The following is a 13,806-nucleotide window of genomic DNA, read 5'->3' on the forward strand; positions in this document are numbered from 1 at the left end:
AGCATCCTCCCCGCCGCGCTTTTCTTCACAGCAGCGCGTATTGCGACCGCTCGCGCTTGGCGAGCAGCGGCAGCGCCTGCTCCGCGATGTAGGTCTTGAAAGCCGCGCTGTCCTGGTGTGCCTTGAACGCCGCTTCGTCCTGGAACAATTCGTAGAACAGGAATTGCGCCGGATTATCCTTGCCGCGGCCGATCAGGAACAGCTTGGTGCCGGGGTCCTTCTGCGCCTCGGGCAGGAAGCCGTCGAGGATTTCCGCCACCTTGTCGGCCTGTCCCTCCTTGGCTTCCCATTGCGCCACAACCAGAAGGCCTGACGTGTTGATCGCGTCGCTGATGGTTCTCGTGCTCATCGCATAGTGCTTCATTGGCATTCCTCCGTTGCTGTGCTCCGATCGAGCTTGCGATCCGGCCCAGGGCGAGACGCCGGCGATCGCCATGATCGCGAACGAGCCGATGGCCGATCGTCGGGTGAGGATCATCGTCGTGGTCGAAACTTCCGAACGTTTCATGTTCGCCTCCAGATGATTCGCGCCAACCGTCCTGCCGGCCGAACCGCAACGCGAGAGATAGTCGATCGTTCGGCGTCCCAGTTCGGTGATGGTCGAATTGTCGATGTCGTGAACATTTCGATCATGATCGAAGCGTTGCAGCGGCATGACGTGCGACAAGCGCAAGGGGCATATTTCGATCGATGCGGAGCCGGCCATGCAGACCATCGCACCGGAGCTTGCCGAACTCGCCGGGCTGATCGCCGATCCCGGCCGTGCCAGCATCCTGTCGCGGCTGATGGACGGACGCCCGCAGACTGCGAGCGAACTGGCGCTGGTCGCGGGCGTGACGCCCCAGACCGCGAGCTGGCACCTTTCGCGCATGGTCGAGCGGGCGCTGCTCAAGGTCGAGCGGCGTGGTCCGCGCCGCTTCTACCGGCTGGCTACGCCGCTGGTTGCGCAGATGCTCGAGGGCATGATGACGGTTGCCGCGATCGATCCGCACCCGTCCCGGCCGCCGCCGCGCATCGATCCCGAGATGCGCCGGGCCCGGACCTGCTACGACCACCTTGCCGGCGAGCTCGGCGTCGCCGTCACCGACGCGATGCGGGATCGCGGCCATCTCAATCTCGACCATGAGGCCGGCGAGCTGACTGCTTGCGGCCGTGCTTTTCTCGGCGATCTCGGCATCGACCTGCGTTCGCCGGCGCGGAGCCGGCGGATCTTGTGCCGGCCCTGTCTCGACTGGAGCGAGCGGCGTCCGCATCTGGCCGGGCGGGCGGGGGCTGCGGTTGCCGACCTTGCATTGCAACGGGACTGGATCCGGCGCCGGCCGCAGGGCCGCTCCGTCGAAATCACCGACGCCGGACTCCTCGCATTCAGAAATTTGTTCGGCGCGCGCATTTGATTTCGGAGCCGAATTTGGCTACCGGCTATGGCGTGGATACGCTCAAGGTCAGAGACGCAAAAGACGTCGAGGAAGTGGTGCGCGCGGCGGTTGCCAGCGAGCAGCCGCTTGAGGTCATTGGACATGGATCGAAGCGCGCCATCGGCCATCCGATGGCGACCAATGCGCTGCTCGACGTCTCGGCGCTGAATGCGGTCACCTCCTATGAGCCGAACGAACTGATCATCACCGTGCAGGCCGGCGCGCCGCTCGCCGACGTGCAATCCCTGATCGACGCCAAGAACCAGCAATTCGCCTTCGAGCCGATGGACACGTCTGTGCTGCTCGGCACCGCGGGCGCCGGCACGATCGGCGGCATGATCGGCGCCGGACTGGCCGGTCCCCGCCGCATCAAGGCCGGTGGTATCAGGGATCATCTGCTCGGGGCGCACGCGGTGTCCGGGTTTGGCGACAGCTTCAAGACCGGCGGGCGGGTGGTGAAGAACGTCACCGGCTACGATCTCTGCAAGCTGCTGACCGGTTCCTGGGGCACGCTCGCGGTCATGACCGAGGTCACGCTTAAGGTCATGCCGAAGCCGGAAGCCGAGCGGACGCTGCTGCTGCGCGGGCTCGACGACGTCACCGCCAACAAGGCGATGACGGCGGCGCTGGGTTCGCCCTTCGACGTCTCCGGCGCCGCGCATCTTCCGGGTTCGGCGTTGCGGACCGGGGGCGGTGCGCTCGCCGGCCTCGCAGCCTCAGGCCAGCCGGTCACGCTGGTGCGGCTGGAGGGGATTTCGGCGTCGGCGGCACATCGGGCGGCCTCGCTGAGCCAGACGCTCTCGTCCTATGGAACGGTCGACAGCCTCGCCGACGATGCGTCGGCCGCAATCTGGAGTGCGCTGCGCGACGTGGTGCCGTTCGCGGCGAACGGCGCGCTCGGGGCCTGGCCGGTGTGGCGTATCGTTTGCCCGCCGGCCTCTGGCGGCGCGCTGGGCCAGGCGTTGTCGCGCGCCACCGGCGGCGACGTGATCTACGACTGGGGCGGGGGGCTGATCTGGGCCGCGGTGCCGCCGGGCGCCGACGCCCAGGCCACGCTGGTCCGCGGCCAGGTCGAGGCGATCGGCGGACACGCCACCCTGATCCGCGCCACCGAGGATGTGCGCCGGGAGGTCGATGTGTTCCAGCCGCAGGCGGCCGGGCTTGCCGCGCTCGGTGAACGGGTCCGGGCGAGCTTCGATCCCAGGTCCGTCCTCAACCGCGGCCGGATGATGCGAGGCGGGGCTGCATGAAGACCGAGTTTTCCCTGGCGCAGCTCGCCGATCCCGACATCAAGGAAGCCGACAAGATCCTGCGCGCCTGCGTGCATTGCGGCTTCTGCACCGCGACCTGCCCGACCTATGTGCTGCTCGGCGACGAGCTCGATAGCCCGCGCGGCCGCATCTACCTGATCAAGGAGATGCTGGAGAAGGACAAGCCGCCGACGGCCGACGTGGTCAAGCATATCGACCGCTGCCTGTCGTGCCTCGCCTGCATGACGACCTGTCCGTCGGGCGTGAACTATATGCACCTCGTCGACCAGGCCCGGGTCCGGATCGAGCGGGATTACCAGAGACCGCTGACCGAGCGGCTGCTGCGGTGGGTACTCGCCCTCGTGCTGCCGCGGCCGGGCCTATTCCGGATCAGCATGATCCTGGCCGGGCTCGCCCGTCCGTTCGCCGCATTGCTGCCGACGCCATCGGTCGGTGCGTCGAGCCCGGGTCTGCTGCGGCGGATCAAGGCGATGCTGGCGCTCGCGCCGCGCGGCCTGCCGCAACCGGGGCCGGCTGCGGGAACCGTGTTTGCGCCGATCGGCCGGCGGCGCGGCCGGGTCGCGCTGCTGCAGGGCTGCGCCCAGCAGGTGCTGGCGCCACGCATCAATCAGGCCGCGATCAATGTCCTGACTCGGCACGGCGTCGAGGTGGTGCTGGTCAAGGACGAGCAATGCTGCGGCGCGTTGACCCATCACATGGGACAGGACGGCGACGCGCTGGCGCGCGCGCGGGCCAACATCACAGTGTGGCAAAGGGAAGCGGACCAGAACGGGCTCGACGCCATCCTGGTGACGACCTCGGGCTGTGGGACAGTTGTCAAAGACTACGGCTACCTGCTGCGCGAGGACAAAACATTCGCGGAGCCGGCCAAGCGAATCTCGGCGCTGGCAAAGGATATCACCGAGTATCTCGCTGGCCTCGAGCTCGCGCCTTCAACGCAGAAAGGCGACGTCACCGTCGCCTATCACTCGGCTTGTTCGTTGCAGCATGGACAGAAAATCACTCAACTTCCGAAAGAATTGCTTTCCAAGAATGGATTCGTGGTGAAAGATGTGCCCGAGAGCCATTTGTGTTGCGGTTCGGCGGGGACCTACAACATTCTCCAGCCCGACATTGCGAGCAGATTGCGCGATCGCAAGGTCGCCAATATTGCGCTTGTCAAACCGGACATGATCGCTGCGGGCAATATTGGCTGCATGGTTCAGATTGCCGGCGGTACGTCAGTTCCTGTGGTGCACACGATTGAGCTTCTCGATTGGGCGACAGGAGGTCCCCGGCCAGGATTGAATTGATCGACTGCCACTCGAGCATGATCCGGACCTCAGCCTTGCCCTGACGCAACGTGAAGGACCGGCGCTTCCTTGCCACAGACGCGAAGCGATCGCGCGGCCATCATGCCCGACAAGCGAAGTGGAGAGTGCCTCTCCTCGAGGTGCAGCCAACGTCCGGCAAGCGATCAGTTCAATGCGCCCGGTGGACTCAGATAGCGGCAACAGGAGGACCACGATGGCGAAGTCGAAGAAGGCGAAGAAAAGCAAGAAGGCCAAAAAGGCCAAGAAGGTGGTAGCGGCGAAGAAGAGGTCCGCGAAGAAGTCGGCCAAGAAGGCTGCGAAGAAATCCGCCAGGAAGACTGCAAAGAAATCGGCGAAGAAGTCGGCCAAGAAAGCTGCAAAGAAAACGGCAAAGAAAGCTGCCAAGAAGGCTGCGCCGAAGAAGGCTGCCAAGAAAGCCGCTGCCAAGAAGAGCGCGCCGAGGAAGGCCGCTGCTCCGAAGAAGGCTGCCGCGCCGAAGCCGGCCGCTCCGGTCGCGGCACCTCCGGCGCCCGAGCCCGCGCCGCAGCCGGCTCCGAGCTGGGCCACACCGAGCCACGAACCGGCGCCGGGCTGGATTGCCGGATCGGCCGACGGCGGCGAGCACCACTAAGCCGCTGCCACATTGCCGAGGTTCAAGTGATCGAAGCCGCAGCGCGCCACGCTGCGGCTTCTTCCGTAGGTGCGATGACAATCCGTGCTTTTACGGGCACGGCGATTCGCACCGAACGCTCTCGCGCCGAGCCGACTGTTGCCGTTTCCCGGTCCGGATGACCCGTTCAACCGGTGCGGGAGCAGCAGTCTTGTGGTGCAAATGCAACACCCGCAAGTCAACATGCGGCAAGATGGCTAGAACGCCTAAAAAGGCGGCACATGCATGTCTTTTTGGCTTCACGGTACCGTGCACGGGCCTCAGATTGATCCACGCGATTTAGTTGCAGTCCGTTAGCGCGCGCCCTGGGGGGCCACCGGAGCTGGGCTGTCTGGAAAAGTTAGATGGGGATCGTCATGAAGAAACTGGCTTTGTTAGCAACGGCGCTAGCAATGATTTCGAGCTCGGCAATGGCAGCTGACATGGCGGTGAAGGCCGTCAAGGCGCCGCCCCCGGCTCCGTTCGACCCGTGGGACATCGCCTTTGGCGCTGGCATCATGAGCGACTACATCTTCCGCGGCGTCACCCAGTCCAACCACAATCCGTCGGTCACCGCCTATTTCGAGCCGCGCTACAACGTCAGCAAGGACTTGCAGCTCTACGTCGGTACGTCGACCGAGAGCATCTCCTTCGCCAACCGCGCCGCGGCTGAAGTCGACGTCTACGGCGGTATCCGCCCGACCTTCGGCGCCTTCGCCTTCGACATCGGTGTCTGGGGTTACCTGTATCCGGGTGGAACCTGCTATTACGGCGGCGGTGCCGTGGCCGACTTCGCAGGCAATCCGCTGAGCGCCGATTGCCAGGCCAACACCCTCACCAACCTCGCCGTCATGAAGAAGGACGTCTCGTTCTTCGAAGTCTATGGCAAGGCGACCTGGACCATCAACGACAACTGGGCGTTCACCATCAACGAGTACTACTCGCCGAACTTCCTCAACACCGGCGCCTGGGGCAACTACTCCTCGATCATCGGCAAGTACACTGCGCCGAGCACCGTGTTCGGCAGCAGCGGCGTCGGCATGTATGTGTCGGGTGAGTTCGGCCGGCAGTGGCTCGGCACCTCGGACAGCTTCTACGGCGTCCCAGCGTTCCCGAACGGCATCAAGTATGCCGACTACAACACCTGGAACATCGGCATCGGCTTCACCTACAAGGTGTTCACGCTCGATCTGCGCTACTCCGACACCGACATGTCGAAGGGTGATTGCAGCGCCTTCACCAGCGACTTCACCGCAGGCGGAACCACTGCCGTCACCCCGATCAATCCGGGTGGCACGAGCTCCAACTGGTGCGGCGCGGCCGGTATCGCCAAGCTCTCGGTTGACCTGACCGCGATGTCCAACCTGAAGTAATCTCTCCTTCCGGAGATCGAGGGGCGGCAGAGCAATCTGCCGCCCCTTTTTGTTTTGGCCGGCCAGGTCTGATCGGCACAGGGCGGACAATAACGAAGGCGTTCGCGAGACCTGTGGGCTGCCTCCGCTGGGCTAAGCCGCAAGCCGTGGCCGCGGCTGACCCATGATGCCGCTACGACGCGGCGACCTTGACCGCGTCGCGCAGGGTGAAGCGGTCGCCGTCGCGGACCAGCGTGACATTGCGCTGATGGAAGGTGTCGAGCGTCGAGCGGTGGCCGATCGAAACCACCGTGGTGCCGGGAAGCTTCTCGGCAATCAGCCTATACAGCGCGGCTTCCGACGGCTCGTCGAGCGAGGCCGTCGCCTCGTCCAGGAACAGGAACTGCGGCGCATGCAGCAGCGCCCGCGCGATGCCGAGCCGCTGCTGCTCGCCGAGCGACAGCATCCGGTTCCAATGCGCCTGTTCCTCGAGCCGCGATGCAAGCTGCGGCAGTCCGACGGCGGTGAGAACCTCGCGGACCCGTCCCGCATCGAATTGCCTGGCCTCGCCCGGATAAACGACGGCGTCATGCAGCGAGCCGATCGGCAGATAGGGACGTTGCGGCAGCATCATCAGGCTGGCATTGGACGGGATCTCGACCGCGCCATCGCCGAACGGCCAAATCCCGGCCACGGCGCGGAACAGCGTCGACTTGCCGGCGCCGGAGGGGCCGGTCATCAGCGTGCGCTCGCCCTTGCGGAAGTCGAACCGGTCCGCGTTCAGCAGCGGCGTGCCGTCGGGCAGCCGCAGCACCAGGTCCTGCAGGCTGACGGCGCCGCCGCCCGGCGTCGCCGTGACATGAATTCGGTCGTCGCGCTTGGCGAGCTTTGATGCCGCCGCGATCCCTGCCTCGAATCCATCGAGCCGGTTCACCACGGCCTGCCATTCGGCCAGTTGACGATAGATGGTGACGAAGTACGAGAACGCGCCCTGGACATTCGAAAACGCCGATGCGGTCTGCATCATGCCGCCGAGCTGGATCTTTTGCGCAAAGTAGGCCGGCGCCACCAGCACATAGGGGAAGATCACCGAGGCCTGATTATAGCTCGCCGTGAACGCGGTGATCTTCTTGGTCCGGTTCATGAGGGCGATCCAGTTCTCCACCACGCGTCCGAAGCGAACGCGCAGGCGCTCGCGCTCGGCCGGTTCGCCCTGCAGCAGCGCGATCTGCTCGGAGTTTTCCCGCACGCGCACCAGGTTGAAGCGGAAATCGGCTTCATATTGCTGCTGCTTGAAATCGATGCCGACCAGCGGCCAGCCGATCAGATGGGTCAGCACGGTGCCGAGCACCGAGTAGATCAGCGCGCACCAGACAAGGTAGCCGGGAATTGAATATTCCGTGCCGAACAGGTGCAGCGGCGCCTCATTGGAAAGGCCCCACAGCAGGGTGAGAAAGGACGCCAGCGTGACGACCGAGCTCAACAGGCCGAGGCCGAGCGTGAGGGTGCGATCGACGAACAGCTTGACGTCGTCGGTCATGCGCTGGTCGGGGTTGTCGGCAGCGTCACCCTGGAGCTGCATCCTGTAGTGATTGGCCTGATGCAGCCAGTCCCCAAGATAGTGTGTCGTCATCCATTGCCGCCAGCGGATCTGCAGCCATTGATTGAGGTAGAGCTGGTAGACCGCCAGCAGGATGAAGAACGCGACGACGACGCAGAAATAGATGATCTCGCTGACGAAGGAATCCCAATTGCGTTCCTGCAGCGCGTTGTAGAATCGGTTGTTCCACTGCGTGATCAGGACGTTGATGCCCACGATCGCCAGTTCGATCGCGATGACCGCCGCAAGCAGCCCGCGGCCCGCCCATTTGTCTTCGGAGTTGAAATAAGGCGAGGCGATGCGCCACACCGTCGCGAGCGTCGAGCGAATGTTGTTCACAGATTATCGTCTCCGGGGAAGCGGCCGCAAAGGCCTGAAGAATCGGGACAATTGGGGTAATCCTCGACTAAAGTCGTAGGTCTGGCATGCAAGCGTTGGCTTGTCCCGGCAATCGAGTCAACCCTAGCATGACGACAACGGCGAGGGGCGGGGGACCTTCGATTTTTCGCGAGGATGTGAGCGATCCTTACCGATCGTTCATTCGCGAGCCGGGGCTGCAGCTTTTCCGACGGACTCCCGCAATCGCACCAGTCGCGCCTGCCCGCATGCAGGCCGGCGCGCTGCATAAAAATGTGGGAAGGATCCCGAGATGAACACCTGGAATCAAATCTACAACCCGCTGGGCAATGCGGCGCTGTCAACGGTCGCGGCCGCCATTCCCGTGGTCACGCTGCTGGTGCTGATCGCCAGCGGCAAGGTGAAGGCGCACATTGCGGCCATCATCGCCGTGATCGTGACCAACCTGATCACGATCTTCGTCTTCACCATGCCGGCCAACATGTCGATCCGCGCCACCCTGCTCGGCGTGATCACCGGGTTCTTCCCGATCGGCTGGATCGTGCTCAACGTCATCTTCCTCTACCAGGTCACGGTGAGGTGCGGGAAGTTCGAGCTGCTCAAGCGCGCGGTCGGCGGCGTCACCGAGGACCGGCGGTTGCAGCTGCTGTTGATCGCGTTCTCGTTCGGCGCCTTTTTCGAGGGCGCCTCCGGGTTCGGCACCCCGGTCGCAATCACCGGCGCGGTGCTGATCGGGCTCGGCTTCTCACCGCTCGCCGCGTCCGGCCTGTCGCTGATCGCCAACACGGCACCCGTTGCCTACGGTGCGCTCGGCACGCCGATCCAGGGCCTCGCCTCGGTCACCGGGCTCGACCCGTATATCCTCGGCGCGATGGTCGGCCGGCAGCTGCCGCTGTTCTCGCTGATCGTGCCGTTCTGGGTGGTGTGGGCGTTTGCCGGCTGGCGCGGCATGAAGGAGGTGTGGCCGGCAATCCTGGTCACCGGCGTGTCGTTTGCGGTCCCGCAATTCGTGATCTCGAACTACATCAACCCCTGGATCGTCGACATCGGCGCCTCGCTGATCTCGATGGGAGCCCTGATCCTGTTCCTGAAGGTCTGGCAGCCGCGGCAGCTCTGGCTGTCGCCGGCGCTGCGCGGCCGCGATGAATCGGCGGCGACGATGGCCGCCGCACCTCCGCTCGACAAGACGCCGCTGACCCAGGGTGAAATGTGGAGCGCGCTGCTGCCGTGGATCATCGTCTGCATCCTGATGCTGATCTGGGGCAACGGCGCCTTCAAGGCCTGGGCGAACGCCAACTTCGTCTGGAACTATCCGGTCCCCGAGCTCGACAAGCTGATCTTCAAGGTGCCGCCGGTGGCCGCCAAGCCGACGCCGGAAGGCGCCGTGTTCGGCTTCACCTATCTGTCGTTCACCGGCACCGGCATGCTGATCGCCGCGATCATCTCGGGTCTGTTGATGGGCTTCTCGCCGCTCAAGCTGATCGCCGAGTATGGCCGCACCATCCGCATCTGCGCGATCTCGCTGATCACGATCTCGGCGATGCTGGCGATCGGCACGCTGACCCGGCTGTCCGGCGTCGACGCCACGCTCGGCCTCGCCTTCGCGGCGACCGGCGTGCTCTATCCCTTCTTCGGCACCTTGCTCGGCTGGCTGGGCGTGGCGCTGACCGGATCGGATACCGCATCGAACGTGCTGTTCGGCAATCTGCAGAAGATCACCTCCGAGCAGCTCGGCCTGTCGCCGATCCTGATGGCGGCGGCGAACTCCTCGGGCGGCGTGATGGGCAAGATGATCGACGCACAATCGATCGTGGTCGCCTCGACCGCGACCAACTGGTACGGCCACGAGGGCTCGATCCTGCGCTACGTGTTCCTGCACTCGATCGTGCTGGCGTGTCTGGTCGGTCTGTTCGTGACCCTGCAGGCCTATGTCTATCCGTTCACGATGCTGGTGCTGAAATAGCGCCACGACGCGTCACTGAACCAGGAATCCCCGCGAGCGGACAGCTCGCGGGGATTTGCTTTTCAATCACATTTTCCGGCGTTGCCAATCTGGCCAATCGAGTTCTGCTCCCATAGAAGGGGCCGCAGTTGCGCGTCGCATTTCGAGGATTGGCATGATTTCGATGAGGCGAGGTTTGAACGGCGGCATCGCCGCGTTGGCGCTGGTTGCCGCGGCTCTCGGCGCGGGTCCGGCGCAGGCCCAGGAGGAGTTCCCGTTCGGCTTCGTGATGACGCTCGACGCCGCGCGCATGCCGGGCTCCAAGCGGATTCCCTCCATCGAGGTCGGCGACAATGGCGAGGTGATCCTCGAGCTGTGGTGCGACGGCGGCAAGGGCCAGTTCTCGGTGGCCGGCAACACCATCGTCTTCGTTGCCGGCGCGATGGAGAATCGCACCTGCACGCCGGAGCGGGCGCAGGCCGACAAGGATCTGCTGGCGGCGCTCGGCGACATGACGGGCTGGCGGCGGCACGGTGACGAGGTGACCTTCACCGGCAGCAAGTCGCTGCGTTTCGTGATCAACAGCAACTAAAGCGTCATCGAGCGAAGCGGACGGCGGTTCGCGTCAAGGAAACGCGTCAAGACAAAACGCTCAGGGCGTTGCGATCAGTCCGCTTGCGGTGGCGACGATCCAGCGGTTGCCCCAGCGCACGATGGAATCGACCCGTCCGAGGCCGGGCACGACGTCGCCGCGCGCGGCCATCTTGACGCCCTCGGGCCCCTCGAGCACGGCGGTGCCGTCGCGGACTTCGACCACCGACCAGCCCGGGATGGTGCTCGGTCGCGTCTCCGGCGCCTGCTTCGGCCCCAATGCGGCGGCCTGTGCATTCAAGGTCGTCGGCGCGGCGCCCAAGGCGAGGGGGCGCGGGCTGGCCGGTGTGGTCCTCGGAATGCTGCCGGTGACGACAGGGTCGACGTTGGACGCGGCCCGGCGCGGGCTCTCGTTCTTTCGGGTCGGCGCCACCTCCGCAACGTGCGGGGCCGGCGCTTCCTTCTGGGCCACCGGCACCGGGGCGGGAGCTGCAAGGTCGTGCCAGTTGGCTCCGCCGGTCCATCCCAGCACGAAGCTTGCGGCGAGTGCGGTCGCTGCCAAGAGCGCGGTGCCGATGCGGTCGGCAAACGGCTCCCGCAGCAGCAGGGCGGCGTCGTGGTTCTCGCCGGTGACATCCCAGAGGTCCGCCGTCTGTGCCGGCGAATGACCCTCCGTCACATCTGTCGGCCAGATGCTCGCAGCGTTGATCGGCTCGCGGTCTTGCATGGCGTGACCTGTGTTCGATGGCGCGAAGCATGATCCTCGAAACTAAATCGAGCCTTAATTTTCGGTGACCGAACTGCGGCGGCACGAAGTCTTTTGGTCGCAGGCCCCGTAGATGCCCGGGTATCTTCCGCATCAGCGGTCGTTTCCGGACGTCGTCTCCGTAAAGCGGGTCGTCGCGGCGCGCGGGCGGGGCTATAGCGGTCGCATGCTCGATTTCGCCGCACAATATGCAGCCTTTCAGCGCCGCGACCCGGCCTGGGACGGCGTCGTGTTCGTCGCGGTCAAGACCACCGGTGTGTATTGCCGCCCGGTCTGCCGGGCACGCACGCCGCTCGCGCACAATGTGCGGTTCTATGGCAGCGCGGCGTCGGCCGAGCGTGCTGGCTTCAGGCCCTGCCTGCGCTGCCGTCCCGAGGCGGCGCCGTTCTGCCCGGCCTGGAAAGGCACCAGGACCACCGTCGAGCGCGCCCTGGCGCTGATCGAGGAAGGCGCGCTCGACCGCGGCAATGTCGAAGCGTTGGCGGGGCGGCTCGGCGTCGGCGCGCGGCATCTATCGCGTCTGTTCGCCGAGCATCTCGATGCCTCGCCGCTCCAGGTCGCGCTGTCGCTGCGCGTGCAGCGAGCAAAGCGCCTGATCGACGGCAGCGAGCTGCCGCTTGCGCTGGTGGCGCAGCATGCCGGCTTTTCCAGCGCGCGGCGCATGAATGCCGCATTCGCAAAACTCTACGGCCGCTCCGCCGCGTCGCTGCGGCGCAAGCGGCCAACCGTCGCGATACAATAAACCCCGATGGAGATCGGCAATGGCCAAGAGCTACGGCACCGTCAGTGCGGAACAGAAGCTTAAGATGAGCGGCCTCGCATTCGTTCAGGGTCTCGCCAGCGGCGCATTGCCGCTCAACACCATCGCGCGGACACTCGGCTATGACGTCGCCGAGGCCGAGCGCGGCCGCGTCGTCGTCACGCTGGTGCCGACCGACGCGCATCTCAATCCGGCGGGCACCGTGCATGGCGGCCTCACCGCGACGCTGCTCGACAGCTGCATGGGGCTTGCGGTGCAGTCGACGCTCGATGCCGGCACCAGCCAGACCACGCTCGAGTTCAAGATCTCGCTGGTGCGTCCGATCACGCCCGACACCGGTCCGATCAGGGCGGAAGGCAATGTGCTCAATTGCGGCCGTCGCATCGGCACCGCCGAAGGCAGGGTCACCGACGAGCAGGGCCGGCTGCTCGCCCACGGCACGACGACGTGCCTGATCTTCCCGTCTTGACGCAAATTGCGGCCGCGAGACCGCGCCGGCGCTGCATCGGGAGATACGATGCCGGCGCAGCAATATTGGAATGCCTCCAGCAAGCCTGCGGCTTAGAGACCTTCAAGTTCACCGCGCCGATCGATTGCGTTACCCGAACGCGCATCAAGCGCGTTCGGGTAGCCATGATGCGATCGTCGATGGAGCCATGCTCCGGCCGTGCTCAGCGCGGCCCCTCCGGATATCCCGGCATGTTGTTCCAGCCGTCGGGCAGCTCGCCGCCCGGCCGCGACGCGGCTCCGTCGCTTTCGGGCAAACGAATGAGGCCGAGCTGAAGCATGGCGGTGATCGCATCTTCCTGTCCGAGCTCTTCGGCGATCCGTCCGTCTTGCACGCGCAGCACGGTGGTGCCGGCGAACGTCATCTTGCGGCCGGAGGCCGCGGGAAGTGAGCCGAGGCGGAAGTCGCTGAACGCAGGTCCCGTGTGCGTGCCGCCGCCTTCCCAGCGGCCGACCACGAGATCGCCTTCCGCGACGAGATCGCCGATGCCGCAGAAAGTCAGATCCGGAAAGGCTTCGCGAAATTCGGTCATGAACTGCGTGACCGCGGCGCGGCCCTTCTTCGGTTCGTGCATCGGGTAGTGCACGACAATGTCTGCTGTGGCGAGCTCGTTGATGATGCGCGGATTCCAGGGGTTGCCCCAGAACTCCTTGAACCACCGGCCTACGACGTTCTTGTTTTCCTCTGACATCTCTTCGTCTCCATTTGCGCGTTGCCGGTATCGCGACCGGCGCTCTCTCGATGCGCGCAGTGAACATTTGGAGGCGTGTCTCGCACCACCCGATTTCGGATCGGGCGAGCGATCGAGTTTCAGACGAGATTCCGCTTTGTCGATATGGCGCTTAGCACCGCTTCTCGAATGGCGTCGCGGAATCGGGAAGCGGGTGGCTCGCGGAAGACGAATGCGAGAATCTGATTGCGATGAACGCAGGAGAACATCATGCGCAACTTCGATGCGATCGCCGCGCTGCGTGGCGACGGACTTCGTCCCGAGCTGCGGGCGCTGCTCGATCGCGCCGCGATCGAGCCTCGTTCTGAATTGTTCGTCAGAAGCGACGGGATGCTTCAGTCCGGTCCGGACGCCACCCCGAAGGCGGTCCGCGACAACGTCGTGCCGCTGAAGACGAAGGGGTGGATTCACATTCGAAGTGCAACACTTGAGCAAAGGACTCGGCGGGCGTGCGGTAGTCAAGGCATTTGCGCGGGGTGTTGTTGTAGGCGGCGATGAACTGGCGGAATCTGGCGGTCGAGAGGGTTACGAGATCCGTCTTGCGGGGAATAAAGCGGCGCATCCTGCCGATGG

General features: G+C 65.0%; 13 protein-coding genes. 9 read left to right on the forward strand and 4 right to left on the reverse strand.

What is annotated here, in order from left to right; translation table 11 throughout:
• Positions 1-25: 25 nt before the first annotated feature.
• Entirely contained in the window at positions 26-508 is a 483-nt protein-coding gene (locus tag I6F38_RS25255; protein ID WP_225162242.1) for an antibiotic biosynthesis monooxygenase family protein, read from the reverse strand.
• A gap of 196 nt (positions 509-704) precedes the next feature.
• On the opposite strand from I6F38_RS25255, the gene I6F38_RS25260 reads away from it, so the two are divergent.
• The 5 genes from I6F38_RS25260 (at position 705) to I6F38_RS25280 (ending at position 6,000) form a co-directional block, all read left to right on the forward strand.
• Positions 705-1,394, forward strand: coding sequence for a helix-turn-helix transcriptional regulator (locus I6F38_RS25260; RefSeq protein WP_225162243.1), 690 nt, complete (start codon positions 705-707; stop codon positions 1,392-1,394).
• Positions 1,395-1,426: 32 nt separating this feature from the next.
• The gene (locus I6F38_RS25265) at positions 1,427-2,665 is read left to right on the forward strand and encodes an FAD-binding protein (protein WP_225162249.1); all 1,239 of its coding nucleotides are present in this window, start codon (positions 1,427-1,429) and stop codon (positions 2,663-2,665) included.
• Positions 2,662-3,978: a glycolate oxidase subunit GlcF gene (gene glcF / locus I6F38_RS25270; RefSeq protein WP_225162244.1), complete on the forward strand. Its 1,317-nt coding sequence runs from the start codon at positions 2,662-2,664 to the stop codon at positions 3,976-3,978. The genes I6F38_RS25265 and glcF overlap by 4 nt, the downstream gene beginning before the upstream one ends.
• 214 nt (positions 3,979-4,192) lie before the next feature.
• Positions 4,193-4,609, forward strand: coding sequence for a histone (locus tag I6F38_RS25275; RefSeq protein ID WP_225162245.1), 417 nt, complete (start codon positions 4,193-4,195; stop codon positions 4,607-4,609).
• Positions 4,610-5,004: 395 nt separating this feature from the next.
• Entirely contained in the window at positions 5,005-6,000 is a 996-nt protein-coding gene (locus tag I6F38_RS25280; protein ID WP_057018099.1) for a TorF family putative porin, read from the forward strand.
• A gap of 172 nt (positions 6,001-6,172) precedes the next feature.
• Here the strand turns inward: I6F38_RS25280 and I6F38_RS25285 are convergent, their stop codons facing one another.
• A complete protein-coding gene (locus tag I6F38_RS25285) occupies positions 6,173-7,918 on the reverse strand; it encodes an ABC transporter ATP-binding protein/permease (protein ID WP_225162246.1) in 1,746 nt (581 codons plus the stop codon).
• Positions 7,919-8,228: 310 nt separating this feature from the next.
• On the opposite strand from I6F38_RS25285, the gene I6F38_RS25290 reads away from it, so the two are divergent.
• Positions 8,229-9,899, forward strand: coding sequence for an L-lactate permease (locus I6F38_RS25290; RefSeq protein ID WP_038380167.1), 1,671 nt, complete (start codon positions 8,229-8,231; stop codon positions 9,897-9,899).
• Positions 9,900-10,053: 154 nt separating this feature from the next.
• Positions 10,054-10,470 (forward strand): META domain-containing protein, encoded by a 417-nt coding sequence (locus I6F38_RS25295; protein ID WP_225162247.1) that lies wholly within the window; start codon positions 10,054-10,056, stop codon positions 10,468-10,470.
• Between the two features lie 60 nt (positions 10,471-10,530).
• Here the strand turns inward: I6F38_RS25295 and I6F38_RS25300 are convergent, their stop codons facing one another.
• The gene (locus tag I6F38_RS25300; protein WP_225162248.1) at positions 10,531-11,196 is read right to left on the reverse strand and encodes a hypothetical protein; all 666 of its coding nucleotides are present in this window, start codon (positions 11,194-11,196) and stop codon (positions 10,531-10,533) included.
• 205 nt (positions 11,197-11,401) lie between these two features.
• Here I6F38_RS25300 and I6F38_RS25305 point away from each other — a divergent pair, with 205 nt between their 5' ends.
• Together I6F38_RS25305 and I6F38_RS25310 are read left to right on the forward strand one after the other, a co-directional pair.
• Positions 11,402-11,977: an Ada metal-binding domain-containing protein gene (locus tag I6F38_RS25305; RefSeq protein ID WP_225162250.1), complete on the forward strand. Its 576-nt coding sequence runs from the start codon at positions 11,402-11,404 to the stop codon at positions 11,975-11,977.
• 19 nt (positions 11,978-11,996) lie between these two features.
• Positions 11,997-12,464, forward strand: a complete 468-nt coding sequence (locus I6F38_RS25310; RefSeq protein WP_057018094.1) for a PaaI family thioesterase — start codon at positions 11,997-11,999, stop codon at positions 12,462-12,464.
• Positions 12,465-12,666: 202 nt separating this feature from the next.
• On the opposite strand, the gene I6F38_RS44250 is transcribed toward I6F38_RS25310, so the two are convergent.
• Positions 12,667-13,644, reverse strand: a complete 978-nt coding sequence (locus I6F38_RS44250) for an ester cyclase (RefSeq protein WP_346657129.1) — start codon at positions 13,642-13,644, stop codon at positions 12,667-12,669.
• Between the last annotated feature and the right edge of the window lie 162 nt (positions 13,645-13,806).

The sequence above is a fragment of the Bradyrhizobium sp. BRP56 genome, assembly GCF_020194035.1.
GTDB lineage: Bacteria > Pseudomonadota > Alphaproteobacteria > Rhizobiales > Xanthobacteraceae > Bradyrhizobium > Bradyrhizobium australafricanum.

What these genes read in the sequence shown, in the direction of transcription:
- I6F38_RS25295 (WP_225162247.1), top strand. Translation starts at nt 10,054, where the DNA reads ATGATTTCGATGAGGCGAGGTTTGAACGGCGGCATCGCCGCGTTGGCG.
- I6F38_RS25305 (WP_225162250.1), top strand. Translation starts at nt 11,402, where the DNA reads ATGCTCGATTTCGCCGCACAATATGCAGCCTTTCAGCGCCGCGACCCG.
- I6F38_RS25300 (WP_225162248.1), bottom strand. Translation starts at nt 11,196, where the DNA reads ATGCAAGACCGCGAGCCGATCAACGCTGCGAGCATCTGGCCGACAGAT.
- I6F38_RS25280 (WP_057018099.1), top strand. Translation starts at nt 5,005, where the DNA reads ATGAAGAAACTGGCTTTGTTAGCAACGGCGCTAGCAATGATTTCGAGC.
- I6F38_RS25310 (WP_057018094.1), top strand. Translation starts at nt 11,997, where the DNA reads ATGGCCAAGAGCTACGGCACCGTCAGTGCGGAACAGAAGCTTAAGATG.
- I6F38_RS25260 (WP_225162243.1), top strand. Translation starts at nt 705, where the DNA reads ATGCAGACCATCGCACCGGAGCTTGCCGAACTCGCCGGGCTGATCGCC.
- I6F38_RS25255 (WP_225162242.1), bottom strand. Translation starts at nt 508, where the DNA reads ATGAAACGTTCGGAAGTTTCGACCACGACGATGATCCTCACCCGACGA.
- I6F38_RS25275 (WP_225162245.1), top strand. Translation starts at nt 4,193, where the DNA reads ATGGCGAAGTCGAAGAAGGCGAAGAAAAGCAAGAAGGCCAAAAAGGCC.
- glcF (WP_225162244.1), top strand. Translation starts at nt 2,662, where the DNA reads ATGAAGACCGAGTTTTCCCTGGCGCAGCTCGCCGATCCCGACATCAAG.
- I6F38_RS25290 (WP_038380167.1), top strand. Translation starts at nt 8,229, where the DNA reads ATGAACACCTGGAATCAAATCTACAACCCGCTGGGCAATGCGGCGCTG.